The organism is Pseudescherichia vulneris NBRC 102420 (assembly GCF_000759795.1).
GTDB classification, from domain to species: Bacteria; Pseudomonadota; Gammaproteobacteria; order Enterobacterales; family Enterobacteriaceae; genus Pseudescherichia; species Pseudescherichia vulneris.
Genome location: NZ_BBMZ01000008.1, coordinates 399,114 through 424,540, shown reverse-complemented (window position 1 = coordinate 424,540; position 25,427 = coordinate 399,114). Strand labels below are relative to the sequence as shown.

18 protein-coding genes are annotated in these 25,427 nt (G+C 61.0%); 7 read left to right on the top strand and 11 right to left on the bottom strand.

All coding sequences use genetic code 11. The features are described 5' to 3' along the window. Positions 1-62: 62 nt before the first annotated feature. From glnD to EV102420_RS07800, 3 genes are all read left to right on the top strand, one after another. On the top strand, positions 63-2,735 hold the full coding sequence (gene glnD, locus EV102420_RS07810) for a bifunctional uridylyltransferase/uridylyl-removing protein GlnD (protein ID WP_042390608.1): 2,673 nt from the start codon (positions 63-65) through the stop codon (positions 2,733-2,735). Between the two features lie 30 nt (positions 2,736-2,765). Further along, positions 2,766-3,590, top strand: coding sequence for a 2,3,4,5-tetrahydropyridine-2,6-dicarboxylate N-succinyltransferase (gene dapD / locus EV102420_RS07805; RefSeq protein WP_042390607.1), 825 nt, complete (start codon positions 2,766-2,768; stop codon positions 3,588-3,590). Positions 3,591-3,699: 109 nt separating this feature from the next. Next, entirely contained in the window at positions 3,700-4,089 is a 390-nt protein-coding gene (locus EV102420_RS07800) for a DUF3461 family protein (RefSeq protein ID WP_042390605.1), read from the top strand. An 86-nt stretch (positions 4,090-4,175) separates the two neighbouring features. Here EV102420_RS07800 and cdaR read toward each other — a convergent pair whose 3' ends face one another. The 3 genes from cdaR to dgt form a co-directional block, all read right to left on the bottom strand. After that, positions 4,176-5,333 (bottom strand): DNA-binding transcriptional regulator CdaR, encoded by a 1,158-nt coding sequence (gene cdaR, locus EV102420_RS07795; protein WP_042390603.1) that lies wholly within the window; start codon positions 5,331-5,333, stop codon positions 4,176-4,178. Between the two features lie 156 nt (positions 5,334-5,489). Further along, the gene (gene degP / locus EV102420_RS07790; RefSeq protein ID WP_042390601.1) at positions 5,490-6,920 is read right to left on the bottom strand and encodes a serine endoprotease DegP; all 1,431 of its coding nucleotides are present in this window, start codon (positions 6,918-6,920) and stop codon (positions 5,490-5,492) included. A 136-nt stretch (positions 6,921-7,056) separates the two neighbouring features. Continuing rightward, positions 7,057-8,571, bottom strand: coding sequence for a dGTPase (gene dgt / locus EV102420_RS07785; RefSeq protein WP_042390599.1), 1,515 nt, complete (start codon positions 8,569-8,571; stop codon positions 7,057-7,059). Positions 8,572-8,653: 82 nt separating this feature from the next. Here dgt and mtnN point away from each other — a divergent pair, with 82 nt between their 5' ends. The 3 genes from mtnN to EV102420_RS07770 are packed head-to-tail and all read left to right on the top strand — an operon-like array spanning position 8,654 to position 10,779. Further along, complete coding sequence (gene mtnN / locus EV102420_RS07780) at positions 8,654-9,352, top strand: 5'-methylthioadenosine/S-adenosylhomocysteine nucleosidase (RefSeq protein WP_042390597.1); 699 nt, start codon at positions 8,654-8,656, stop codon at positions 9,350-9,352. Then, positions 9,345-10,142: a vitamin B12 ABC transporter substrate-binding protein BtuF gene (gene btuF, locus EV102420_RS07775; protein WP_042390594.1), complete on the top strand. Its 798-nt coding sequence runs from the start codon at positions 9,345-9,347 to the stop codon at positions 10,140-10,142. Before mtnN ends, btuF begins: the two co-directional genes overlap by 8 nt. Before the next feature lie 13 nt (positions 10,143-10,155). Next, positions 10,156-10,779: a TRIC cation channel family protein gene (locus EV102420_RS07770; RefSeq protein WP_042390592.1), complete on the top strand. Its 624-nt coding sequence runs from the start codon at positions 10,156-10,158 to the stop codon at positions 10,777-10,779. Between the two features lie 108 nt (positions 10,780-10,887). Here the strand turns inward: EV102420_RS07770 and erpA are convergent, their stop codons facing one another. Both erpA and clcA read right to left on the bottom strand, forming a co-directional pair. Further along, complete coding sequence (erpA, locus tag EV102420_RS07765; protein ID WP_042390590.1) at positions 10,888-11,232, bottom strand: iron-sulfur cluster insertion protein ErpA; 345 nt, start codon at positions 11,230-11,232, stop codon at positions 10,888-10,890. Positions 11,233-11,313: 81 nt separating this feature from the next. After that, on the bottom strand, positions 11,314-12,720 hold the full coding sequence (gene clcA, locus EV102420_RS07760; protein ID WP_052512335.1) for a H(+)/Cl(-) exchange transporter ClcA: 1,407 nt from the start codon (positions 12,718-12,720) through the stop codon (positions 11,314-11,316). Positions 12,721-12,820: 100 nt separating this feature from the next. On the opposite strand from clcA, the gene hemL reads away from it, so the two are divergent. After that, positions 12,821-14,101, top strand: a complete 1,281-nt coding sequence (gene hemL, locus EV102420_RS07755; protein ID WP_042390588.1) for a glutamate-1-semialdehyde 2,1-aminomutase — start codon at positions 12,821-12,823, stop codon at positions 14,099-14,101. An 87-nt stretch (positions 14,102-14,188) separates the two neighbouring features. Here hemL and fhuB read toward each other — a convergent pair whose 3' ends face one another. The 6 genes from fhuB to hrpB form a co-directional block, all read right to left on the bottom strand. Further along, the gene (fhuB, locus tag EV102420_RS07750; RefSeq protein ID WP_042390586.1) at positions 14,189-16,171 is read right to left on the bottom strand and encodes a Fe(3+)-hydroxamate ABC transporter permease FhuB; all 1,983 of its coding nucleotides are present in this window, start codon (positions 16,169-16,171) and stop codon (positions 14,189-14,191) included. Then, positions 16,168-17,058, bottom strand: coding sequence for a Fe(3+)-hydroxamate ABC transporter substrate-binding protein FhuD (fhuD, locus tag EV102420_RS07745; protein ID WP_042390584.1), 891 nt, complete (start codon positions 17,056-17,058; stop codon positions 16,168-16,170). The genes fhuB and fhuD overlap by 4 nt, the downstream gene beginning before the upstream one ends. Beyond that, entirely contained in the window at positions 17,058-17,855 is a 798-nt protein-coding gene (gene fhuC, locus EV102420_RS07740) for a Fe3+-hydroxamate ABC transporter ATP-binding protein FhuC (protein WP_042390583.1), read from the bottom strand. The genes fhuD and fhuC overlap by 1 nt, the downstream gene beginning before the upstream one ends. A gap of 55 nt (positions 17,856-17,910) precedes the next feature. Continuing rightward, positions 17,911-20,103, bottom strand: a complete 2,193-nt coding sequence (fhuA, locus tag EV102420_RS07735) for a ferrichrome porin FhuA (RefSeq protein WP_042390582.1) — start codon at positions 20,101-20,103, stop codon at positions 17,911-17,913. A 223-nt stretch (positions 20,104-20,326) separates the two neighbouring features. Further along, entirely contained in the window at positions 20,327-22,879 is a 2,553-nt protein-coding gene (gene mrcB, locus EV102420_RS07730; protein ID WP_042390581.1) for a bifunctional glycosyl transferase/transpeptidase, read from the bottom strand. A 100-nt stretch (positions 22,880-22,979) separates the two neighbouring features. Further along, a complete protein-coding gene (gene hrpB / locus EV102420_RS07725; RefSeq protein WP_042390719.1) occupies positions 22,980-25,409 on the bottom strand; it encodes an ATP-dependent helicase HrpB in 2,430 nt (809 codons plus the stop codon). Positions 25,410-25,427: the final 18 nt, after the last annotated feature.

Below are 25,427 nucleotides of genomic sequence, written 5' to 3'. Positions count from 1 at the left end.
GGCGATTGCCGGCTTTTTTATGGCGATAGCTTTTACTTATATTGGGGGCAGCGCAACGCGATATGAGCCACACTCTTTCAGAACAGTTTAGCCACACGGCGCCCTCCCTCCCCGGCCAGCCTGCTAACCCCTCCTCCTGGCCGCAGAGCAGCCTGAACTGCGCGGATATCAAGGCGCATATCGATACCTTCCAGCAGTGGCTGGGCCACGTCTTTGACCAGGGCCTCTCCGCCGAGCAGCTCATTGAAGCCCGAACCGAGTTTATCGATCAGCTTCTGCAACGCCTGTGGGTGGAGTATGGCTTCGCGGAGTACGGCGATGCGGCGCTGGTTGCAGTAGGCGGCTACGGTCGCGGCGAGCTGCATCCGCTCTCAGATATCGACCTGCTGATCCTCAGCCGTAAAAAGCTGCCCGACGAGCAGGCGCAGAAGATCGGCGAGCTATTGACCCTGCTGTGGGACGTGAAGCTGGAGGTGGGCCACAGCGTGCGCACCCTGGAAGAGTGCCTGCTGGAGGGGCTTGCCGATCTCACCGTGGCCACCAACCTGATTGAGTCTCGCCTGCTGATTGGCGACGTCGCCCTCTTCCTTGAGCTACAAAAGCATATCTTTAGCGATGGCTTTTGGCCTTCAGAGACCTTTTTTGCTGCCAAGGTTGCCGAGCAGAATGAGCGCCACCAGCGCTACCACGGCACCAGCTATAACCTGGAGCCGGATATCAAAAGCAGCCCCGGCGGCCTGCGGGATATTCATACCCTTCAGTGGGTGGCGCGTCGCCACTTCGGAGCCACCTCCCTGAGCGAGATGGTAGGCTTCGGCTTCTTAACCCAGGCCGAGCGTAACGAGCTTAACGAGTGTCAGCATCTGCTGTGGCGCATCCGCTTTGCCCTCCATCTGGAGATCAACCGCTACGACAACCGTCTGCTGTTCGATCGTCAGCTCAGCGTCGCCCAGCGGCTCAACTATGTCGGCGACGGCAACGAGCCGGTAGAGCAGATGATGAAGGACTTCTATCGCGTTACCCGTCGGGTATCCGAGCTGAATCAGATGCTGCTTCAGCTCTTTGATGAGGCGATTTTGGCCCTCACCACCGACGAGAAGCCCCGCCCTATCGATGAAGAGTTCCAGCTGCGCGGCACGCTGATCGACCTGCGCGACGAGACGCTGTTCATCCGCGAGCCGCAGGCGATCCTGCGCATGTTCTATATGATGGTGCGTAACAGCAGCATCACCGGGATCTACTCCACTACCCTGCGCCACCTGCGCCACGCTCGCCGCCATCTGACCCAGCCGCTGTGCTACATCCCGGAGGCGCGGACCCTGTTCCTCAGCATGCTGCGCCACCCCGGCGCGGTGAGCCGTGGCCTGCTGCCGATGCACCGGCACAGCGTGCTGTGGGCCTACATGCCCCAGTGGTCGCACATCGTCGGCCAGATGCAGTTCGACCTCTTCCACGCTTATACGGTGGATGAGCACACCATTCGCGTGCTGCTGAAGCTGGAGAGCTTTGCGCGGGAGGAGACGCGGCAGAAGCATCCTCTCTGCGTCGATCTCTGGCCGCGCCTTACCCATCCTGAACTGATTTTGATTGCCGCCCTGTTCCACGATATCGCTAAGGGCCGCGGGGGCGATCACTCGGTGCTCGGCGCGCAGGACGTGCAGAAGTTTGCCGAGCTGCACGGCCTTAACTCGCGGGAGACGCAGCTGGTGACTTGGCTGGTGCGTCAGCATCTGCTGATGTCCGTCACCGCCCAGCGCCGGGATATTCAGGATCCCGAGGTGATCAAGCAGTTTGCCGAACAGGTGCAGACGGAAAACCGCCTGCGCTTCCTGGTCTGCCTGACGGTGGCGGATATCTGCGCCACCAACGAGACCCTATGGAACAGCTGGAAGCAGAGCCTGCTGCGCGAGCTCTACTTTGCCACTGAGAAGCAATTGCGTCGTGGCGTGCAGAGCACGCCGGATATGCGCGAGCGCGTGCGCCACCATCAGCTGCAGGCGCTGGCCCTGCTGCGGATGGACAACATCAACGAAGAGGCGCTGCATCACATCTGGGCGCGCTGCCGGGCGAACTACTTTGTCCGCCACAGCCCAAACCAGCTGGCCTGGCACGCCCGGCATCTGCTGCGGCACGATCTCACCCAGCCGATGATCCTGCTCAGTCCGCAGGCGACGCGCGGCGGAACGGAGATCTTTATCTGGAGCCCGGACCGGGCCTACCTCTTTGCCGCCGTCTGCGCCGAGCTGGACCGCCGTAACCTGAGCGTTCACGACGCGCAGATCTTTACCACCCGCGACGGCATGGCGATGGATACCTTTATTGTGCTGGAGCCGGACGGCAGCCCGCTCTCGCCGGATCGTCACCAGGCGATCCAGCAGGGGTTACTCCAGGCCATCACTCAGAGCAGCTGGCAGCCGCCGCAGCCGCGCCGCCAGCCGCCGAGGCTGCGTCATTTTACCGTCGATACCGAGGTCAATTTTCTGCCGACCCACACCGACAGAAAGAGCTTTCTTGAGCTTATCTCTCTCGACCAGCCGGGCCTGCTCGCCCGCGTCGGCCAGGTATTTGCCGACCTTGGGATCTCGCTTCATGGGGCGAGAATTTCGACAATCGGCGAGCGAGTAGAAGATTTATTTATAATCGCTACCGCCGACCGGCGTGGTCTTAATAATGTGTTGCAGAAGGAAGTACAACAACGGTTGACAGAGGCCCTCAATCCAAACGATAAAGGGTAGTGTGTTTATTTATATGGAAAGAGTTTAACAATGCAGCAGTTACAGAACGTTATTGAGTCCGCTTTTGAGCGTCGCGCCGAGATCACTCCGGCGAATGTGGATACCGTGACCCGTGAAGCGGTAAACCAGGTGATTTCCCTGCTGGACTCCGGCGCGCTGCGCGTTGCCGAGAAGATCGACGGCCAGTGGGTAACGCATCAGTGGCTGAAGAAAGCGGTGCTGCTCTCTTTCCGTATCAACGATAATCAGGTTATCGACGGAGCCGAAAGCCGCTACTTCGATAAGGTGCCGATGAAGTTCGCTAACTACGACGAAGCGCGCTTCCAGAAAGAGGGCTTCCGCGTAGTGCCTCCGGCTGCCGTGCGCCAGGGCGCGTTTATCGCTCGCAATACCGTGCTGATGCCCTCCTACGTCAACATCGGCGCTTACGTTGACGAAGGCACCATGGTCGATACCTGGGCCACCGTTGGCTCCTGTGCGCAGATCGGTAAAAACGTTCACCTCTCCGGCGGCGTGGGCATCGGTGGCGTTCTTGAGCCGCTGCAGGCGAATCCAACCATCATCGAAGACAACTGCTTCATCGGTGCGCGCTCTGAAGTGGTTGAGGGCGTGATCGTCGAAGAGGGTTCAGTGATCTCCATGGGCGTTTACATCGGTCAGAGCACTCGTATTTACGATCGTGAAACCGGTGAAGTGCACTACGGTCGCGTTCCGGCAGGCTCAGTGGTGGTCTCCGGCAACCTGCCGTCAAAAGATGGCAAATACAGCCTCTACTGCGCGGTTATCGTGAAAAAGGTCGACGCGAAGACGCGCGGCAAAGTTGGTATTAACGAACTGTTGCGTACCATCGACTAATGGGCGATAAAAAAGCGGGGGCTACCCCGCTTTTTTTACATTTGCTGGTGGCCAAAATAGAATTTTTCGTTAATTATTCATAGGTTATGTTGAGCTTAAGGGTACCGCTATGTACGATAATCTGAAAAGTTTAGGCATTACCAATCCGGATGAAATCGATCGCTATAGCCTTCGCCAGGAGGCCAATAACGATATTCTGAAAATCTATTTTCATAAGGACAGGGGCGAGTTTTTTGCTAAAAGCGTGAAGTTTAAGTACCCACGCCAGCGTAAAACCGTGGTCGCCGACGGCGTGGGCCAGGGCTACAAAGAGGTTCAGGAGATCAGCCCGAACCTGCGGTATGTGATCGACGAGCTGGATCAGATCTGCCAGCGCGATCGCAGCGAGATCGACCTGAAACGGAAGATCCTCGATGACCTTCGCCACCTTGAAAGCGTGGTGACCAACAAGATCAACGAGATCGAGTCCGACCTTGAGAAGTTAACGCGTAACAAGTAAGTGCATTACGCCTGATGGCGCTCTGCTTATCAGGCCTACAGGCGCTCACCCGTAGGCCCGGTAAGCGAAGCGCCACCGGGCAAAAATCATCTTTGTTCGTCTAATTGCAACGCCACATAGAGCAGCAGCCTGTCGTCAAAATTCCCCAGATCCAGCCCGGTCAGCTCCGAGATACGATTCAGGCGATACTCCAGCGTATTGCGGTGAATAAACAACGCCTTTGAGGTCGCCAGCGGCTGCACGTTGTGGCGAAACCACGCCGCCAGGGTTCGCCTGAGCAGGCCGTTGTTATCCATCGCCTTCAGGCGGGTAAGCGGACGCGCCAGCTCGTTGGCCTGCCAGCCGCCGCGCAGGCTATCCAGCAGCACCGGCAGCATCAGATCCTGATAGAAGTAGCTCCGGCTCTCCGGCATACGCTGCTTGCCCACCATCATAGTGGTGCGTGCCGTGCGGTAGGAGCGGGCAATGCTGCCCGGTCCGGTAAAGTAGTTGCCCAGCGCGACGCGAAAGCGCAGCTGGCCGTTCTCTTTCATGCGGGCGATCAGCTGCTCTACGCGCTTGCGATGGTCTTCGGCATCCCAGCGGCCAAACGGATTGAGGGCGGGTTTCAATACCACCATCTCGGTGAGGGAGACGATAGCAATCAGGTTGTTACGCTCCGGCGTGGTCAGCGCATTTTGCAGCTGCTGTAGCTCGGCCATGGCGCTGTCGACGCCAAGCTGACCGCTGTCGACCTCCACCACCGCCACTACGCGCGGCTGGTTTAAATCGATCCCCAGACGCTGCGCCCACTCGGTCAGGGCTGGCGTGTGCTCCTCGGCCTGGATGAGGTTCATCACCAGCTCCTCGCGCAGGCGGCTATCCTGGGCCAGGAGATGCATCAGACGGGACTGCTCCAGCATCATTTCGGCGGTCATGCACACCAGCTCGCCATACTTACGCAGCGTCTCCGGCTCACCGGTCAGGCCGATGACCCCGACAATCTCCCCCTCCAGACGCAGCGGCAGGTTGATCCCCTGGCGTACGCCATGCAGATGACGAGCAACCGCGTCGTCGATATCCACTACGCGCCCCTGAGAGAGCACCAGCAGCGCACCTTCGTGCAATTCCCCAATACGCTCCCGATCGCCGCTGCCAATAATGCGCCCGCGCGCATCCATCACGTTGATGTTGGTATCGATAATGCGCATGGTGCGCGCAACGATATCCTGCGCCATTTTGGTATCAAGATGCCAGCCAGCCATGTAATCCCTCCCCTGAGCAGATCACAAGAATAAGGGAGTTGCCAGCGCGCTGCATTGTGCAAAAGCACAAAGCACGGTGCGGAAGTGTGGAGTTGTGGAAGGCCTCACAGAATCTGTGAGGAGACCCCTTCCCCGGGCGGAGAAGGGGTAATGCGATTACTGCATCAGCAGGTAAAGAGAGGTATCGCCACGCTGGATATTCAGCGCCAGCACTGAAGGCTTGCTGTCGAGGATCTTACGCAGTTCGGCAATGTTCTTCACCGGCTGCTGGTTCGCGCCGATAATCACATCACCTTTCTTCAGGCCGATGCGCGCTGCCGGGCTGTTCGCCTTCACGTTGCTGACGGTGACGCCCTTGTTCTGGCCTGCGTTGCTCATCTCAGCGCCTTCAATGCCGCTGAAGATGGTGCTGGATTCCACCTGGTTCTGGCTGCTCTGCTGCAGTTCAAGGCTAACGGTAACCGGCTTGCCTTCACGCAGCAGGCCCAGCGAGACCTTGCTGCCGATCGGCATTGAGCCCACTTCTGCCCGCAGGGCCGCGAAGCTGCTGATTGGCTTACCGTTCAGGGAGGTGATCACATCCCCTGCCTTAATGCCCGCTTTCGCCGCCGACGAGTTCGGCATCACCTGGCTAACAAAGGCCCCGCGCTGGGCGTCAACCTTCATCGCCTTCGCCAGCTCGGAGTTCAGCTCGGTGCCGAGAATACCCAGCTCGCCACGGCGCACCTGGCCATACTGCACCATCTGCGCGGTGAGGTTTTTCACCATGTTGCTTGGGATCGCAAAGCCGATACCGATGTTGCCGCCGTCCGGGGCGAGGATCGCGGTGTTGATACCGATCAGCTCACCGTTGAGGTTCACCAGCGCACCGCCGGAGTTACCGCGGTTGATCGCCGCATCGGTCTGGATAAAGTTCTCGTAGTTTTCGGCATTCAGGCCGCTACGGCCCAGCGCCGAGACGATGCCCGAGGTGACCGTCTCACCGAGGCCAAACGGGTTACCGATGGCTACCGTGTAGTCACCCACGCGCAGGGCATCGGAGTCAGCGAGCTTAATGGCGGTCAGGTTTTTCGGATCCTGAATCTGGATCAGCGCCAGATCGGAGCGCGGATCTTTGCCCACCACCTTGGCATCAAATTTACGCCCATCGCCCAGCTGGACCTTAATGGTGCTGGCGTTATCGACCACGTGGTTGTTGGTCACGACATAGCCTTTCGCCGCATCAATAATCACGCCGGAGCCCAGCGCCATAAATTTCTGCTGTTGGCCACCGTCGTCAGCGCCACCCTGTCCACCCTGGCAGAAGGGCGAGCTCTGGAACGGCGACCCCTCCTGGCAGAACGGCGAGTTTTCACCAAAGAACTGCTGGAAGTTACGCCCCATACGCGGGGTATTGACCGTGGTGCTGCCTTCAACGTTGATGCTCACTACCGACGGCATCACTTTTTCCAGCATCGGTGCCAGGCTTGGCATCTGCTGTGATGGCGGGATCGCTGAGGCGGTTTCGGCCGCTGATACCGACAGCGGGGACAGGGCTAAACCTAAACTCAGAGCCAGGGCACTCATTGCTAACGTGGTTTTTTTCATGTCGCTTAATCTCTATTTACTGATAACGCAAAACGGCGTGTAAGTATCGATAAGAGTCAATTTATAGCGCGAAGTTCCGGCATAACGTGTTGTTAAAAGTAAAAATTTATTGAGCGTCTTTACAATCGCTCAGATATTATTCAACCGCCATCAGCCGTCGGTACTCGTCCCAGGCATAGAGATCGGTCATGCCGCTGATATAGTCCTGAATAAGGCGACAGCGGTAATAATATTCCAGCACCGGGAAGTCTGCTTCATCACGCGATAGCTTGCTCACGGCTTCTACATAGGCCAGGCGGTGGCGTCCTGAGAGCTTATGAAACAGGCGGGTTTCAATGGGAAAACGCTTCACCCGCTCTTTTTCCGCTAGCTCGCTAAAGTCCGCCAGCGTCATCTGCAACAGCGGGCGATAAATATCCAGCAGCCCGCTGATGACGCGATAGCCTTGCAGTTCCAGCTGTTCAACATCGGGGTGGCAGAAGACATTTTCAACCGCCACGCTCTTATACAATTCAAGCAGTTGGCTGTAGCCGCTGTCGTCTTCCAACAGGGCATGGTTAAATTCGCCGGAGAAGATCTGCGGTAAGTTATCAATAAAGCGCTGGGCAGCGTAGGGCACCAGCTTATTTAAGGTATTGACCCGCAGATACATAAAGAACTGATCTTCCGCGCTGCGGCTGAGGGAGTTAGCCCGGGATTTATCCCAGGCGTTCTCTACCACCTGAGAAAATAGCGATCCTTTTTCGTGCGGCCCCCAGGCGTTATAGAGATGCTGGTAGAGCTGCTCCACGGTAAATATGTTTTTCTCTACCGCGTCCTCCAGATCGGCGACGCAGTAGGAGATATCGTCCGCCGCTTCCATCACCCACGTCAGCGGGAAACGGCTCCAGGTATCCAGGTCCAGCTCTTTACGCAGCCGCGCCACGTACTCCTCTTCAGAGAAGTAGTAGCCCGGTTTTTTCATTAAATAGCTGTGGCTGGCGGGTGGCTCGCCCCGCCACCAGGCCGGGCGGGTATATTTCAGGATGCAGCCTACCTGCGCCCAGGTGAGGTTCATGCGCATCAGGGAGTGCACCAGGCGGATCCCCTGGGCATTGCCCTCAAAGTGACAGAGGTCCTGGCGCACCTTGCGCCGCAGGTCGTTGGCCGCCTCCTCGCCGTCACGCAGGCGCAGGGAGACCACCTCGCAGCGATCGCCGCTCAACGGCTGGCTGGCGGCATCCTGCGGGTGCAGGCGCTGGCGAAACCAGTCGTTAATCGCCGCCTCGCCAAAGTGGCCGAACGGCGGGTTGCCGATGTCGTGCATCAGGCAGGCCATCTCAACGATGCTCTCAAAGGGGCCGGTCAGCTCGTCCAGCCCGTAGCGCTCCAGCAGGCGCATCTCCTTCAGGCGGCTAAGGATCTCCTTGGCGATGTAGCGCCCGACCTGCTGCACCTCCAGCGAGTGGGTCAGACGGGTACGCACCGCCGCGTTGCGCTCCAGCGGGAAGACTTGGGTCTTTTGCTGCAGACGACGAATAGCGGCTGAGTTGACGATCCGACCGCGATCGCTCTCGAAGATGCGTAACACTTCGCGCTCGGTTTTCACGCCCTGGGGTGAACGGTAGCGGCGACGCCAGTTAATCTTATTGCGGAAATCGATCTGTGCCATATCCTCTCCCCCTGAGCAATGCGCTTCCCCGTAAGCGCATGATAGACTATGCCCTCAAATCTGGCTTATCGCGAGTAAATCTATGAAAATCGGCATCATTGGTGCAATGGAAGAAGAGGTTGCGCTCCTGCGCGACAAAATCGAAAACCGTCAGACCCACAGCGTGGGCGGCAGCGAAATTTACACTGGCCAGCTGCATGGCGTTGACGTTGCGCTGCTGAAATCGGGCATTGGTAAAGTGGCAGCGGCAATGGGCGCGGCCCTGCTGCTGGAGCGCTGCCAGCCGGATGCCATCATCAACACCGGCTCCGCCGGCGGCCTGGCCCCGACGCTGAACGTGGGCGACATCGTGGTCTCCGACGAAGCGCGCTACCACGATGCCGACGTGACGGCATTTGGCTACGAGTATGGCCAGCTGCCAGGCTGCCCGGCGGGCTTCAAGGCCGATGAGAAACTGATTGCGGCCGCCAAAGCCTGTATCGCTGAGCATAACCTCAACGCTGCCAGCGGGCTGATCGTCAGCGGCGATGCCTTTATCAACGGCGCAGCCGGTCTGGAAAAGATCCGCAGCCACTTCCCACAGGCCGTGGCCGTTGAGATGGAAGCGACCGCTATCGCTCACGTCTGCCACAGCTTCGGCGTGCCCTTCGTGGTGGTTCGCGCCATCTCCGACGTGGCCGACCGTGAATCGCACCTGAGCTTCGACGAGTTCCTGGCGGTGGCGGCGAAGCAGTCCAGCCTGATGGTTGAAACCCTCGTGCAGAAGCTGGCGCGTGGCTAACCGCGGCGTTAGGGCGCTCGTCGCCCTGCTGCTGGCGGCGGGGTCGGCGCTGGCCGCCCCCCGCGTAGTGACCCTCTCCCCGGCCAATACCGAGCTTGCCTTTGCGGCGGGGATCGAGCCGGTCGGGGTGAGTAGCTTCTCTGACTATCCACCTGCGGCCGAAAAGATCGAGCAGGTAGCCAGCTTTCAGGGGATCAACCTTGAGCGCATCGTCGCGCTTAAGCCGGATCTGGTGCTGGCCTGGCGCGGCGGCAACGCCGAGCGGCAGGTCAACCAGCTAGCGGGCCTCGGTATCAAGGTGCTGTGGATCGACGCCCAGACCGTGGAGCAGATCGCGGCGGCGCTGCGCCAGCTGGCTCCTTATAGCCCTGCCCCTGAGCAGGCTAACCACGCCGCTGACACGCTGCTGGCCGACTACGCCGAGCTGAAGGCACGCTACGCCAGCGCCACGCCTAAACGGGTATTTATACAGTTTGGCGGCACCCCACTCTTCACCACCGCCAAAGGTTCAATTCAGAACGAGGTGCTGGAGCTGTGCGGAGGCGAAAATATCTTTGCCGCCAGCCGGGTACCCTGGCCGCAGGTGAGCCGTGAGCACGTGCTGGCCCGCCAGCCCGAGGCGATTGTTTTTGCAGGAAATGCTACTCAGGCCGCAGAGGTTGCGCAATTCTGGGATAAACAGCTCAAAATTCCACTTATTGTCCTCAACAGCGACTGGTTTGAACGCGCAAGCCCGCGTATTATCCTCGCCGCAAAACAACTCTGTACCGCGCTGGCGGCAGGGAAATAATCGAGGATAAGCAATGCTCGTCTACTGGCTGGATATCATCGGCACGGCCGTTTTCGCCATCTCCGGCGTTCTTCTGGCCGGAAAGCTACGTATGGATCCCTTCGGCGTGCTGGTATTAGGCGTGGTGACCGCTATTGGCGGCGGCACGATCCGCGATATGGCGCTCGCCCATGGGCCAGTATTCTGGGTCAAAGATCCCACCGACCTGGTGGTCGCGATGGTCACCTGCCTGCTGACGATCGTGCTGGTGCGTCAGCCGCGCAGGCTGCCAAAGTGGATCCTGCCGGTGCTGGACGCCGTCGGGCTGGCGGTATTTGTCGGCATCGGCGTGAATAAAGCGTTTCTGGCGGAGACCGGGCCAATGGTGGCGATCTGCATGGGCGTGCTGACCGGCGTCGGCGGGGGGATTATTCGTGACGTGCTGGCGCGGGAGATACCGATGATCCTGCGCACTGAAATTTACGCTACCGCCTGCATTATCGGCGGCATCGTCCACGCAACAGCGTTCTATACCTTTGCCGTACCGCTGGAGAGCGCCAGTATGCTGGGGATGGTAGTAACCTTAACTATCCGCCTGGCGGCGATCCGCTGGCACCTGAAGCTGCCCACTTTTGCGCTGGATGAGAATCGAGGCTAAAACCAGTTTGTAGGCCCGGTAAGCGTGGCGCCACCGGGCGTTACCATGCCACCGCTGTAATGCCGGGCGGCACGCTGTTTGCCCGGCCTACGGCGAGCGTGGTGCGATTTAGATGCTGAATGAGGAGCCACACCCGCAGGTGCTTTTGGCGTTCGGGTTGGTGACCACAAAGCGGGAACCTTCCAGCCCTTCGGTGTAGTCTACCGCGCCGCCAACCAGGTATTGCAGGCTCATCGGATCTACAACCAGCCCAACGCCCTGCTTCTCAATGGTCATGTCGCCATCGTTGATCTGGTCGTCAAAGGTAAAACCGTACTGGAAGCCGCTGCAACCGCCGCCGGTAATGTAGACGCGCAGTTTCAGGTTCGGATTCTCTTCATCCGCGATCAGGCTTTTTACTTTAATTGCTGCTGCTTCAGTAAATTGCAGAGGCAGCGCTACGTCATCACTCATTTTAAACTCCCATTGATACGGCGATCCGGACGTTAACCCGCCCGATCTTTGTGCATATTATCCATTACCCTGGTAAATCGTTCAAGTATTCTCCTGGCGAGGCTTGCCGTCAGGATCGCCTCCCTGCCTCGCCAGCGTGCGGGCGAGGATCGTGGAGTAGAGCGGCTTACCGCCTAAGAACTGTGCCAGTAGCGTGGCACCCAGGCAGGTAATAATCATTGGCAAAATGAGCTGATAATTGTCAGTCATTTCCAAAACCAGCACGATACCGGTCAGCGGCGCGCGTACCGAGGCGGCCAGCAGCGCCCCCATCCCGGCGATGGCAAAAGTGCCCGCCTCAAGGTGGTAGAGCGGGAAAATCTCTGCGCAGGCCATGCCGAACGCCGTGCCCAGCAGCGTGCCCAGCGCCAGCATCGGGGCGAAGATGCCCCCCGGCGCGCCGGACGAGAAACAGAGCAGTGTGGTAATCACCCGCGCAACGAAGATAAACAGCAGCATCCCGGCGGTATAGTTGCCCGCTGCCGCAATGGGGATCAGCGTAAAGCCGCCCCCGGAGATCTCAGGCACGATCAGCCCCAGCACCCCGCACAAGCCGCCAATGGCTCCGCCAATCAGCACCCACTTGCCAATCTGCCCGCCGTGTAGGCGGCCAAAGAGATCCTGAGTACGCAGAACCAGGGTGTTAAACAACGGGCCGACGCAGCCAAAGATCATCCCCAGCACCAGGTAGAGCCACAGCGTGTTGATGGGCGCATTGGTCAGCTTGCCTACGTCGATCACCGCCGCCTCGCCGTTAAAGTAGCGAAACACCACGCTCGACATGATCACGCCGGTAAAGACCGCCTTAATCGAGATGAGGTTGTAGCGAAACTGCGGTCGCATCTCCTCGATGATAAACAGGATCCCGGCCAGCGGCGCGTTAAAGGCCGCCGACAACCCCGCCGCCGCGCCGGTGGCCAGCAGGGTGTGCCGCGCCTCGGTGCCGCGCATGCGGAAGATATCCAGCACCATGCGGCCAACGTTGCCCCCGAGCTGCACCGTCGGCCCTTCACGACCCAGCACCATGCCCGCGCCTAACGTGCCCATGCCGCCGATAAACTTGACCGGCAGGACGCGCCACCAGCGTACCGGACGCAGCTCCTCCAGCGCACCCTCGATCTCGGGAATGCCCGAGCCGCCTGCCTCCGGGGCAAAGCGGCGCACCAGAAAGTAGCCCACCATCGCAAGCAGCGCCGAGAGTACAAAGACCAGGGGCCACATCAGCCACGCAGCGTCATCAGCGAATTGCGCCACCGTGCCGAGTCGCCAGAGGCTGACCGCATTGACCGCCTTCTCAAAGGCGACGCCGACAGCGCCCGCGAGAGTGCCCACCAGCGCAGCCATCAGTAAGATCGCCAGCGGCGTCTTATCCCGCTGCAGTAGGCGGAGGATCCGCCGCGTTCGCATCGCATTGGTTTTTATTTTCATAGCCGAAAATGAATTAGTCATACAATTAGGGCAGGTAGTTTACCTGGGCGATCCTTTTATAACAAACGCGGAATACCTTAGAATAGTGCAATTACCTTCTCTACCAACCAGGAACGAATCCATGAGTAAGTCAGAAAACCTCTACAGCGCGGCACGCGAGCTTATCCCCGGCGGCGTCAACTCGCCGGTCCGCGCCTTCAGCGGCGTCGGCGGCACGCCGCTGTTTATCGAGCGCGCTGACGGAGCTTACCTCTACGATGCGGACGGTAAGGCCTATGTCGACTACGTCGGCTCCTGGGGTCCGATGGTGCTGGGCCATAACCACCCGGCGATCCGCAACGCGGTGATCGAAGCGGCGGAGCGCGGCCTGAGCTTTGGCGCACCCACCGAGATGGAAGTGAAGATGGCGGCGCTGGTGACCGAACTGGTCCCGACCATGGATATGGTGCGGATGGTCAACTCCGGCACCGAGGCGACGATGAGCGCCATTCGCCTGGCGCGTGGCTTTACCGGCCGCGACAAAATTATTAAGTTCGAGGGCTGCTACCACGGCCACGCCGACTGCCTGCTGGTGAAAGCGGGCTCCGGCGCGCTCACTCTCGGTCAACCCAACTCACCGGGGGTGCCGGCGGATTTCGCTAAACATACCCTGACCTGCACCTATAACGATCTGGCCTCGGTGCGGGAAGCCTTTGAGCAGTATCCGCAGGAGATCGCCTGCATTATCGTCGAGCCGGTCGCGGGCAACATGAACTGCGTCCCGCCGCAGCCGGAGTTCCTGCCGGGCCTGCGCGCGCTGTGTGATGAGTTCGGCGCGCTGCTGATCATTGACGAAGTCATGACCGGCTTCCGCGTTGCGCTGGCGGGCGCGCAGGCACACTACAACGTGGTGCCGGATCTGACCTGCCTCGGCAAAATCATCGGCGGCGGGATGCCGGTGGGCGCGTTTGGTGGCCGTCGCGACGTAATGGACGCCCTGGCTCCAACCGGGCCGGTTTACCAGGCGGGAACCCTCTCCGGTAACCCGATTGCGATGGCAGCGGGTTATGCCTGCTTAACCGAGGTGTCCCAGCCGGGCGTGCACGAAACCCTGACGGATCTGACCACTCGCCTGGCTGACGGCCTGCTGGACGCGGCACAGGACGCGGGGATCCCGCTGGTGGTGAATCACGTCGGCGGCATGTTCGGGATCTTCTTTACCGATGCCGAGACCGTAACCTGCTATCAGGACGTGGTGAAGTGCGACGTGGAACGCTTCAAGCGCTTCTTCCACCTGATGCTGGATGAGGGGATCTACCTGGCGCCGTCGGCGTTTGAAGCGGGCTTTATGTCCATTGCCCACAGCGACGAGGATATCAACAAGACCCTCGACGCCGCGCGCAAGGCGTTTGCCCAACTGTAGTTTTACCGTTAATTGCCGGGTGGCGGCTTCGCCTGACCCGGCCTACGGACTCTGTAGCCCCGGTAAGCGCAGCGCCACCGGGGAAAACTATCGGCTCTGCTTACGCAGCAGATAGATAAAGTACGGCGCACCGATAAAGGTCGACAGCAGCCCGGCTGGGATCTGATACGGGAACATCACCATTCGCCCGCACCAGTCGGCAAACACCAGCATCACCCCACCAATCAACCCCGAGATCACCATGTGCGGCACCGTCCGCCGGAAGCCCATCATCCGCGCAATGTGCGGGGCCATCAGGCCGATAAAGCTCAGCGGGCCAATGGTCATCGTCGCCGTAGCGGTCAGGCAGGCGGCCAGCAGCAGCAGACCGATACGCGACGGCGTCAGCGCCATCCCCACCGAACGGGCGGTATCACCGCCCAGCGGCAGAATGGTCAGCCAGCGGCGGCAGAGCGGCACGAGCGCCAGCAGTATCACCATCACGATGGCCGAGCGGATCACCTGCTCGCCGGTGGCGCTATAGGTCGAGCCGGAGATCCAGGTGAGGATCTGCGCCATGCGTGGATCGCCGCTTGCCTGGAGCATCATCAGCAGCATAGTAAACGCGGTGCTAAGCGCCATCCCGGCCAGCAGCATCCGGTGCGGAGAGAAACCGCCCCGCCCTGCCGCGATCAGGATAATCAGCAGGGTCACCGCCGCGCCAAGGCTCCCGGCAGGCAGCAGCCAGCCAAAGGCGTTCCCCGGCACAAAGAAGAGCATCAGCACGATACCAAAGGCGGCGCCGGAGCTGATCCCTAACACTTCCGGGCTGGCCATCGGGTTACCGGTCAGCCGCTGAATAATGCAGCCCGCGACCGCCAGCATCACGCCCGCCACCAGCGCCGCAATGATGCGCGGCCAGCGCCACTGCGCCAGGGCGTCCAGCATCTCACCGCTGGCCCAGTGCCAGCCTTGGGCATCGCGGCCCAGCGCCAGGGCAGCCATCACCGCCAGCAGCAGAACGACGATGCCGCCCAGTGCCCAGCGCGGCAGGTGCTGGCGTTCAGTGGGAACGTTGTCCCCGGCATTCATCTCCGGGGCGCTCATGCTTTTCAGGCGCGGCAGCAGCCACAGCAGCAGCGGCGCACCAATCAGGGCCGTCACCGAGCCGGTGGAGACCTCCATCCAGACGCGGGTCAGCCAGAGGATCACCTGATCCGAAAGCCAGAGGATCAGCGCCCCAATCAGCGGAGCCAGCAGCAAACGGGAGAGCAGCCGACGCGCCCCCAGCATCTTCGCCAGCAGCGGCGCAAACAGGCCGATAAAGCCGATGATCCCCACCGCGTTAACCAGCAGCGCGCTGAGGACAATCGCCAGCAGCAGCGCCCCCAGGCGGGCCAGCGACAGCGCCAGGCCCAGATTACGCGCTACGCCGTCGTCCAGCCCCATCAGGGTCAGCGGGCGCAGCAGCAGCAGGGTCAGCATCGCCCCGCCCAGCAGCTGCGGCCAGAGACGCTCTACCCCGCTCCAGCTGGTCTGGGTCAGGGTGCCGGTGCTCCACATAAACATGCTTTGCAGCTGCTCGTGATGGAACAGCACCAGCAGCTGGTTCACCGCCCCGCAGTAGAGGCTTACCACCAGCCCGGCGAGGATCAGCGTCACCGGCGACAGGCGTTTGCCCCAGGCGACGCCAAAGACCAGCGCGCCCACGACGCAAGCCCCAAGCAGGGCAGCAAATTGCGAGGCCGCCACGCCGGGGATCGCCCACAGCGTGGTGACGGTAATGCCCAGCTGTGCCCCGGTCGAGACGCCCAGCGTAGTCGGTTCTGCCAGCGGGTTACGCAATACCTGCTGGAACAGCACGCCCACCAGCCCGAGCCCGGCCCCCACCAGCAGGGAGATTGCCAGCCGGGGAAGCAGGCTGTAGTGAAAAATCATCTGGGTAATGGCATCCACGTCCGGGTGCCAGATCGCCTGCGACCACTGGTCACGCGGCAGAGCCTGGGAGAGGTTCGCCCAGGTCAGCCAGGCGGCGGCGATAAACAGGATCGCCAGCAGCAGGGCGGGAAGCGGCGCGATACGCTTGCTCATGCTTTACCTCCCAGGGCGTTATCCAGAACGCGGACAAAGTGCATCACCGACAGCGTCGCTCCGTAGAACCACACCGCTGGCACGCGCTGGAAGCGTCCCGCCCGAACAAACGGCATCGCCTGCCACAGCGGAGTCGCCATCAGGCGCTGCATATCCTGCTCGTTGCCGTGATCGAAGCAGATCACGTCCGCGTCCTTATAGACCGCCAGCCGATCAATGCTCACCGTGGTGCTGCCCCAGAAGGTGGTTTCCCCCTGCCAGGCGTTGCGGATACCAAACTCATCCAGCGTCTCCTGGAACAGGCAGTTCGAGGCAAAGACCAGCATATGCTGCGCGTCAAGCAGGGTGACCATCAGCAGCGGCCTGTCGCCGCGCCGGGCAAAACGCGGTTTCATCGCGGCGATAAAGGCATCAAAGGTATCGAGGTGTGTCCGGGCCGCCGACTCGAGGTTGAGCAGCTGGGCCATCTCATTCATTGAGTTGCGCGCCATGGTCAGCGGCTTCTTGCCGTCGCTGAAGTTAAAGCCTCGGCCAGGGGCAATCCGCGCCAGCACCTCCGCTGAGGGGCCGTAGCCTGCCGACCAGACCAGATACGAGGGCTGCATCTGCGTGAGCAGCTCAAGGTTAGGTTCGGTTCGCAGACCGACATCAATTGTCGAGGCGGGCAGCTTGGGCTCGTTGACCCAGGTGTTGTAACTATTCACGTCGGCAACGCCGTAAGGGGCGACGCCCATCGCCAGCAGCAGCTCTACCGGCAGCCACTCCAGCGCTACGATGCGGTGAATATCAAGGGCTGCCGCCCGTGCGGTTCCTGCCCGCCACAGCAGCGGCGAAAGGGCCATCGCGGTCAGCAAACGGCGGCGACTAATCATAGGTAACCCCGCCATCAGTAGACAAAGCTCACCGGTGCCGCCCCTGCCGGATGGGGCAGGATGCCCATCGGGATGCCGTAGATCTGCCCCAGGGTCTGGGCCTGCATCAGCGTTTCCGGCGTCCCCTCGGCAATCTTCTCTCCACCGCGCAGCGCCACCAGATAGTCGCAGTAGCGCGCCGCCATATTGATATCGTGCAGCACGGCGATCACCGTCAGCCCACGCTGCTGGCTCAGGCGATGGATCAGCGCCAGGACATCCACCTGATGGGCGATATCCAGCGCCGAGGTCGGCTCATCCAGCAGCAGGCAGCGGCTGTCCTGCGCCACCAGCATGGCGATCCACGCCCGCTGGCGCTCGCCGCCGGAGAGGCTATCCACCAGCCGGTGGGCCAGCGGTTTGAGTCCCACCAGGTTAATCGCCTCCTCTACCTTCTCCCGGTCGGCCACGCCAAAACGTCCCAGCGCCCCGTGCCACGGGTAGCGTCCAATCGCCACCAGCTCGCGCACCGTCATCCCCTCCGCCTGCGGCAGCTGCTGCGGCAGATAGGCGACACGGCGAGCAAAGGCTTTGCTGTTCCAGCTCTCCAGCGGCTGACCGTCCAGCAGAATATCGCCCTCGGACGGCGGCTGATGGCGACCCAGCATCTTTAACAAGGTGGATTTACCCGAGCCGTTGTGACCGATAAGACCCGTGACCTTGCCGGCTGGAAAGGTCAGCGACAGCGGATGCAGCAGCGTGCGTCCGGGCACATGAAAGGAGACGTCACAGAGCTGAAAGGTGGTATCGGGAAGCGTATTGTTTTCCTGCATGGGACCAACTTATCAATAAAAAGGGCACGATTAACCGTGCCCTGAGAGGAGGAGATTAGAAGCTGAAGCTGGCGGTAGCCACAACCTGGCGATCGGCACCCCAGTAGCACGCGTAGTCGCGATAGCAGCTGGAGACGTATTCCCGATTGAACAGGTTATTAACCTTCACGCCCACGGAGGAGCCCGGCATGCCGACGCGCGCCAGATCGTATTTCACCGTCGCATCCACCAGCGTGTAGCTGCCGACGTTGAAGGTGCCGTTGACGTTATCACCAACGGTGTAGAAGCTGGAGGTATCGCCCACGTAGCGAGCGCCCGCGCCCAGCGTCAGGCCGCTCAGCGCCGTCTCGTGGAAGGTGTAGTCCGCCCACAGGGAGGCCATGTTACGCGGCACTTCCACCGGACGTTTGCCCTGGTAGAGCGTATCGTCAGTGTACTCGGCATCGGTATAGCTGTAGGCCGCCGTCAGGTTGATATTGCTGGTCAGGGCCGCTTTCGCTTCCAGCTCAAGGCCGCGGGAGCGGATCTCCCCGCCCTGCACGCTGAAGGCGCTATCAGACGGATCTGCCGTCAGGTTGTTGTCTTTGGTCAGCTGGAATACCGCTGCCGTGACGGTAACCGGCATATCCTTCGGCACATACTTCACGCCCGCTTCATACTGCTTGCCACGTGACGGATCGAACGGTTTGCCCTGCTTCGTTGAACCGGCGACCGGCTCGAAGGATTCGCTGTAGCTGAAGTACGGCGCAATACCGTTATCAAACACATAGTTTACCCCACCGCGCCAGGTGAACTGCTGGTCGTTGATCTCGCTCAGCGAGCTGGTAGAGCGGGTGTAGGTCGAGGTTTTCGCAAAATCGTAGCGGCCGCCAAGGGTGAGCACCCAGTGGTTCCACTCGGCCTGATCCTGGGCGTAGAGCCCGGTCTGCTCCTGACGGTTAATCACCGCATACGGGAAGTTAACGTTGACGTTAGCATTGCCATACTGCGGCTCCACCATGTCTATCGGATCGGCCGAGCCGTAGTCCGCGTTGATGTCGTTGCGCATGCGCAGGTAGTCAACGCCGGTCAGCAGGGTGTGATCCACCGCGCCGGTGGCAAAGGCGGATTGCAGCTGGGTATCCACGGTGAAGGAGTTCAGATCTTCATCGGAGCGGACAAAGGCGCGGTTGATCTGCGTCGGGGCCGTAAAGCCGTTGCCGTAGACCGAGGTGTAGAGCGTATGCAGACGGGTATAGCGCAGGTTCTGGCGCACCGTGAAGGTGTCGTCAAAGGCGTGCGCGAAGCTGTAGCCAATCTGCTGCTGGCGGCGGGACATGCGGTTGTCCTGCTCGCCTTCGTTGAAATCGGTATCCAGCTTGTGGGCGTTACCGTTGGCGTCGGTGTACGGCACCACGGTGCCGACGCGCGGCAGCCAGCCGTAGTAGCCCGCATCCGGATCGCTCTGGAAGTTGCTCAGGAAGGTGAAATCGGTTTTGTCATCCGGACGCCAGCTAAAGGCGGGCGCGATGGCATAGCGGGTTGATTTAACCATGGTCTGCTGGGCATCTTCACTGCGACCCAGGCCGGTGAGGCGGTAGGAGAACACGCCGTCATCGTCGATGGCATCGCTAAAGTCGAAGCCGGTCTGGTAGAGGTTATCGGTTCCCATCTGGAACTCCACCTCTTTCAGCGGCTCGGTGGTCGGACGCTTACTGACCATAGAGACGATGCCGCCGGGGTTGCTCTTGCCATAGAGTACCGAGGTCGGGCCACGCATCAGCTCGATACGCTCAAGGAAATAGGGATCCATAGAGGATTCAGAGTAGTTATCACCCTGAAGTTTCAAGCCGTCGAGATATTGGTTGGTGTTCGCGCCGGTAGAGGCGCTAAAACCACGGATGGAGATCACGTCGAGGGTTTCCGAGCTGCCGCGGGTGGCGAATACGCCTGGCGTATAGTTCAGCGCCTCTTTCACCGTGGAGGGATCTTTCATGTCCATCTCTTCGCGGGTCACCACGGAGATAGACTGCGGCGTTTTCTCAATCGGGGTATCGGTTTTGGTCGCCGTCGCCGTACGCTTGGCGGCGATGGTCGGTGCCGGGCCCCAGGCACTCTCCTGCTCAGCGGCAGCGGTGGTAACGGTGATGGTATCTTCTTTTGGAGCTGCCTGTGCGGCAAAGGAGATGCTGCCGACCGCAGTGGCAACCACCACGGCAATTTTACGCAGCGAAAGGTTGACCGGCTGAGCAGTTTCAGAACGCGCCATGGTGCTTCTCTCTGGATAATGGAATGATAACGTAAACGATAATTATTATTATGACCGCAGCATAATATGCCAGGCCTCGCGGAGATAGCAAGAGTTATGCGCCCCTACGACAATTAAGGGATTAAGGAATAACCAGACGGATAACAGGGTGTTACAAGAGGGTTAAAACTGTAGGGGTGTAGGCCGGGCAAGCATCATGCTGCCCGGCACTGTTTACTACGGCTTAGTTGCCAAACATGTCTTTGATCCAGCCTGCAACGCCGTCGCTCTTCTCCTGCTGCTGCGGCTGTTGTTGCTGCTGCTGAGGCTGCTGTTGCGGTTGCGGTGACGACTGTTCAAACGGGTTACCGCTCTGCTGCTGCTGTTGCTGTTGCTGCTGGAGCAGCATCTCGCTCTGCTGGCAGAGGGCATCCGGATTCGATGTCCATACCGGCAGCGAGCGCACTCCGCCGCCGCAGAGGAAGTTACCGCCTTCGTCCACGCCCATGTTGACGATATCCTCCGGCGGAGTCAGATCCAGCGGGATCGGCGACTGGTTCGCCAGATAGCGCTGGTAGATGGCCATCGCCCCGCTGGCACCGTAGAGCTTGGTCGGCTGGTTGTTATCACGTCCTACCCAGGTAATGGTCACCTCACGTCCATCGATCCCGGCGAACCAGGTGTCGACGTTGTTGTTGGTGGTCCCGGTTTTACCTGCCAGATGCAGGCCCGGATACTTCGCTCCCAGCTGACGACCGGTGCCGCGCTGGATAACCTGCTGCATGGTCCACAGGGTCATGTATGCCGCCTGAGCAGGCACCGCACGCTCCGCCTGCGGGAAGCTCTGGTAGAGCACCGTCCCGTCTTCGGCAATCACCGAACGCAGCGCGGAAAGCGTTGCACGGTTACCGCCGCTGGCGATGGTCTGGAACGCCTGCGCCACCTCAACCGGAGTCAGGTTCAGCGCCCCCAGCAGCATCGCCGGAACCGGATGCAGCTGATCCTTCGGCACGCCCAGCTTGGTCCAGGTGTCGGTCACCGCTGGCAGGCCCAGCGCCATCCCGAGGTTTACCGTCGGGACGTTCATTGAGCGGGTCAACGCATCTACCAGCATCACCTGGCCGCTAAAGCGGTGGTCATCGTTCTGCGGAGACCACACCTTGCCGTTAGGCTGGGGCAGAGAGATCGGCGCATCGGCAATCCACGTGTTGAGACGATACTGGTTCGGCTGGCTCAGCGCGGTGAGATAGGTCGCCGGTTTTGCCAGCGAGCCGATGGAGCGTCGCGCCTGCATGGCACGGTTGTAGCCCGCAAACTGCGGCGTCGCCCCGCCCACCATGGCGCGAACTTCGCCGCTGAAGCGGTCAACGACCACCATCGCCGTCTCCAGATCGGTCAGCTTACGCTGTTTGATCAGGGCCGGAATACCTTCCACAGCGGCTTTCTCCGCTGCGTCCTGCGCCACCGAGTCAAAAGTGGTAAAGATCTTCACGCCGGAGAGATCCTTAACCTTATCCCCCAGCTTCGCTTGCAGCTCCTGGCGTACCATCTGCATAAACGCCGGCTGCGGTGAGATCACCCCGCCGCGCTTCTGCACCCCGAGCGGCCGGGCGCTGAGCATATCGTACAGCTCCTGGTCGATGACCTTCTGCTCCTGCAGCAGGCGCAGCACCAGGTTACGTCGCTCAAGGGCCAGCTTCGGATTGCGCCACGGGTTGTAGATCGAGGCCCCTTTCACCATACCCACCAGCAGCGCCTGCTGGTCAAGGCTCAGCTCCTCTACTGGACGGCCAAAGTAGTAGAGGCTCGCCAGCGGGAAGCCGCGGATTTCGTTATCGCCGCTCTGACCGAGGTAGACCTCGTTCATATACAGCTCAAGAATACGATCCTTGCTGTAGCGCGCATCGACGATCAGCGCCATATAGGCTTCGTTCGCCTTACGCCAGTAGGAGCGCTCGCTGGAGAGGAACAGGTTTTTGACCAGCTGCTGGGTCAGGGTACTCGCCCCCTGCACCGTGCGTCCCGCCGTCAGGTTCGCCAGCACCGCACGCCCGATGGAGAAGAAGCTGATCCCGTCATGCTCATAGAAGTGACGGTCTTCGGTCGCCAGCAGGGTATCCACCAGCAGATCCGGGAAGCCGTTACGCGCGACGAACAGACGCTGCTCGCCGTTCGGCGAGGAGAGCATGGTGATCAGACGCGGATCGAGACGGAAGAAACCGAACTGGCGGTTGTTCTCCATGTTCTCGATGGTGTCCAGGTGGTTATCGCTGAACGTCAGGCGAGCGCGGACCTGCCCCTCTTTACTGTCGGGGAAGTCAAACGGACGACGGATCATCTCGATGCTGTTAGCCTGCACGGTAAACTCGCCGGGACGGGTCATCGCCGTCACCTTGCGGTACTGGGTGGCCTCCAGCAGCTTCACCATCTCGTTCTTGCTGATCGGCATCTCAGGTTCGAGGTTGACCATCCGGCCATACACCGCCGCTGGCAGCTGCCAGACTTTGCCGTCGATGCGGCTGCGGATCTTCTGATCGAGATAGAGTCCGTAAATCGCAAACAGCACCAGCAGAACGATAAAGATCTTCAGCAGCAGCCAGAACCAGCCGCGCTTGCGCTTGCCGCCTTTTCCTTTGCCATTGCCGCCGCCTTTACCACGGCGCGGCGCAGGTGCGTCGTCTTCGTCATACGCATCGTCCATCTCTTCATCTCTGAGACGACGACGGCTTACCTTCTCTTTTACCGGACGCGCAGGTCTGCCTTTACGTCCAATAGGTTCGCGGTCATTCCCCGCCATGCTTACTCTCCGCTACATTATTTCAGGCGCAAGGGCCCGATTCTCTTTTCTTCTACCGGAGGGCAGAAGAAGAAATCTCTCAATTTCGCTTTCGCTAATCTTACGAATATTTTTTTACCCGCCTTGTCGGCGCGGTATTCGCCGGATCGTCCGGCCAGACATGCTTCGGGTAACGTCCCTTCATCTCTTTTTGCACTTCACGGTAAGCACCCGCCCAGAACGCGCTGAGATCGCGCGTGATCTGTAGTGGGCGCTGCGCTGGCGAGAGCAGCTCCAACACCAGCGGCATCCGCCCCTCGGCAATCACCGGGGTGGCGGCCTCGCCAAACATCTCCTGCATCCGCACCGCCAGCACCGGCGGATTTTCCGCATGATAGCGGATGGCAATCTGGCTTCCCGTCGGCACAGTGTAATGCCCAGGCAGCGCACTATCCAGCCGTTGACGCAGCGGCCACGGCAGTAAATGGTTGAGCGCGTGGATCAAATCCAGCGCTTTCAGCGCTCGCAGGGAGTGAACGCCCTGCATATCGGGAAGTAACCATAGCTCAAGCGTGGCTAAAAGCGAGGCGTCATCCACCGCTGGCCAATCATATTCTGGCAGCCACTGCGCCGCACAGTGGAGGCGCAGGCGCAGCTGCTCCGCCGCCGGGGTCCAGTTCAGTATCTGCAGCCCCTTATCGCGAATGCCGTTCAGCATCGCCTGGTGCAGCTCCGTCTCTGACGGCTTCGCCAGCGGCCTGACGCTCACCGTCAGCTGGCCGATCTGGCTGCGGCGCAGCGCTTTCAAGGTGCCATGGGCGTCGTCCCACTCCACGGTATCGGCGTTATGCAGCAGCCACGGCGCGGCGGTAGTAAGTGACTCAATATTGACCGACACTGCCTGTAAAATGCGCGCGTCCGGCTGCTGGCTGCCCTGTAGCAGCAGCGGCGCGATCAGCCACTCGTGGCGGCCCATGGCGTCGTCTACGTCGAGCATCGCCCCCATGCCGTTCGCCAGCTGGTAGCGCCCCTCCTGACCGCGCCGACGGGCAATGCGGTCGGCAAACCCGCGCGCCAGCAGGATGGGGATCAGATCGCTATCTTCCCTGCCCTCCCCACTGTTGAGCCGCTTAAGCAGCTGACGGCTGCGCCGCTGCCAGTGCGGCTGGCTGCGGGAGAAGGCCACCCCGAGATCGGTACTGCCACCACGCGGCGGCTCCTCCAGAATAGCAGCAAGCTTCGCCGCCGTGGCCGCCTCGTCACCGGTCTGGGCACTCACCAGCATAGCCGAGAGCCGTGGCGTCACGCCCAGCCTCGCCATCTTCTGCCCACGCGCGGTCAGTTGCCGGTTTTCCAGCGCGCCGAGCTGCACTAATAGGGTCTCTGCCGCCGCCAGGTTCACCGCTGGCGGCATGTCCAGCCAGCAGAGCTGGGCCGGATCGCGACAGCCCCACTGCACCAGCTCCAGCAGCATGGCGCTGAGATCGCTTTGCAGGATCTCCGGTTCGCTCTGGGCCGCCGCCCGCTCCGCCTGCTCCTTGGCCAGCAGGTGCAGGCAAATGCCCGGCTCCAGCCGTCCGGCACGTCCGGCACGCTGGGTCATTGAAGCCTGGCTCACCCGCTGGGTCACCAGCCGCGTCAGCCCGGTGCGGGCGTCGAAGCGGGCCACCCGCTCCTGGGCGCTATCGACCACCAGCCGGATCCCTTCGATGGTCAAACTGGTTTCGGCGATGTTGGTAGCCAGCACCACTTTGCGTAGCCCCTCCGGCGCGGGCAGGATCGCCTTGCGCTGCTCGCTCAGGGGCAGCGCGCCGTAGAGCGGGCAGAGCAGCACGTCGCTGCCGATGCGCTGAGCCAGCTGATCCTGTACGCGCTGGATCTCACCGACGCCGGGCAGAAACAGCAGCAGCGAGCCGCGCTCGGCCCGCAGCAGCTCGGCGGTCGTCACGGCAACGGCCTCGTCAAAGCGGACGTGGCTGGGCAGCGGCTGGTAGCGGCGATCCACAGGATACGCGCGCCCTTCCGAGGCGATAACCGGCGCGTCCGGCAGCAGACGCTGAAGACGATCGTTATCCAGCGTCGCCGACATAATAAGGAGCTTGAGATCGTCGCGAAGCCCCTGCTGCACGTCCAGCAGCAAGGCCAGAGCCAGATCGGCCTCCAGGCTGCGCTCGTGGAACTCATCGAGGATCACCAGCCCAATGTCAGTCAACTCCGGATCGCGCTGGATCATGCGGGTCAGGATCCCCTCGGTCACCACCTCCAGACGCGTCGCTGCGCCAACGCAGGTTTCACCGCGCATCCGGTAGCCCACCGTCTCGCCCGGCTTCTCCCCTAAGAGCTCCGCCAGCCGCTGGGCAACGTTGCGCGCCGCCAGACGACGCGGCTCCAGCAGCAGAATGCGCCCGGCAATATTACCCTCGGCGAGAATGTGCAGCGGCAGCCAGGTGGATTTACCCGCGCCAGTGGGGGCGTTGAGCAGGACCTGAGGCGCATGGGCGAGCGCAGAGAGCAGTTCGGGCAGTACGGCAGCGACGGGCAGAGAGGACACGCATGGCTCCAGGGGGTT

Bases quoted from the DNA above. Each gene is read 5' to 3' on its own strand.
- glnD (WP_042390608.1), top strand. From the start codon at position 63: ATGAGCCACACTCTTTCAGAACAGTTTAGCCACACGGCGCCCTCCCTC.
- dapD (WP_042390607.1), top strand. From the start codon at position 2,766: ATGCAGCAGTTACAGAACGTTATTGAGTCCGCTTTTGAGCGTCGCGCC.
- EV102420_RS07800 (WP_042390605.1), top strand. From the start codon at position 3,700: ATGTACGATAATCTGAAAAGTTTAGGCATTACCAATCCGGATGAAATC.
- cdaR (WP_042390603.1), bottom strand. From the start codon at position 5,333: ATGGCTGGCTGGCATCTTGATACCAAAATGGCGCAGGATATCGTTGCG.
- degP (WP_042390601.1), bottom strand. From the start codon at position 6,920: ATGAAAAAAACCACGTTAGCAATGAGTGCCCTGGCTCTGAGTTTAGGT.
- dgt (WP_042390599.1), bottom strand. From the start codon at position 8,571: ATGGCACAGATCGATTTCCGCAATAAGATTAACTGGCGTCGCCGCTAC.
- mtnN (WP_042390597.1), top strand. From the start codon at position 8,654: ATGAAAATCGGCATCATTGGTGCAATGGAAGAAGAGGTTGCGCTCCTG.
- EV102420_RS07770 (WP_042390592.1), top strand. From the start codon at position 10,156: ATGCTCGTCTACTGGCTGGATATCATCGGCACGGCCGTTTTCGCCATC.
- erpA (WP_042390590.1), bottom strand. From the start codon at position 11,232: ATGAGTGATGACGTAGCGCTGCCTCTGCAATTTACTGAAGCAGCAGCA.
- clcA (WP_052512335.1), bottom strand. From the start codon at position 12,720: ATGACTAATTCATTTTCGGCTATGAAAATAAAAACCAATGCGATGCGA.
- hemL (WP_042390588.1), top strand. From the start codon at position 12,821: ATGAGTAAGTCAGAAAACCTCTACAGCGCGGCACGCGAGCTTATCCCC.
- fhuB (WP_042390586.1), bottom strand. From the start codon at position 16,171: ATGAGCAAGCGTATCGCGCCGCTTCCCGCCCTGCTGCTGGCGATCCTG.
- fhuD (WP_042390584.1), bottom strand. From the start codon at position 17,058: ATGGCGGGGTTACCTATGATTAGTCGCCGCCGTTTGCTGACCGCGATG.
- fhuC (WP_042390583.1), bottom strand. From the start codon at position 17,855: ATGCAGGAAAACAATACGCTTCCCGATACCACCTTTCAGCTCTGTGAC.
- fhuA (WP_042390582.1), bottom strand. From the start codon at position 20,103: ATGGCGCGTTCTGAAACTGCTCAGCCGGTCAACCTTTCGCTGCGTAAA.
- mrcB (WP_042390581.1), bottom strand. From the start codon at position 22,879: ATGGCGGGGAATGACCGCGAACCTATTGGACGTAAAGGCAGACCTGCG.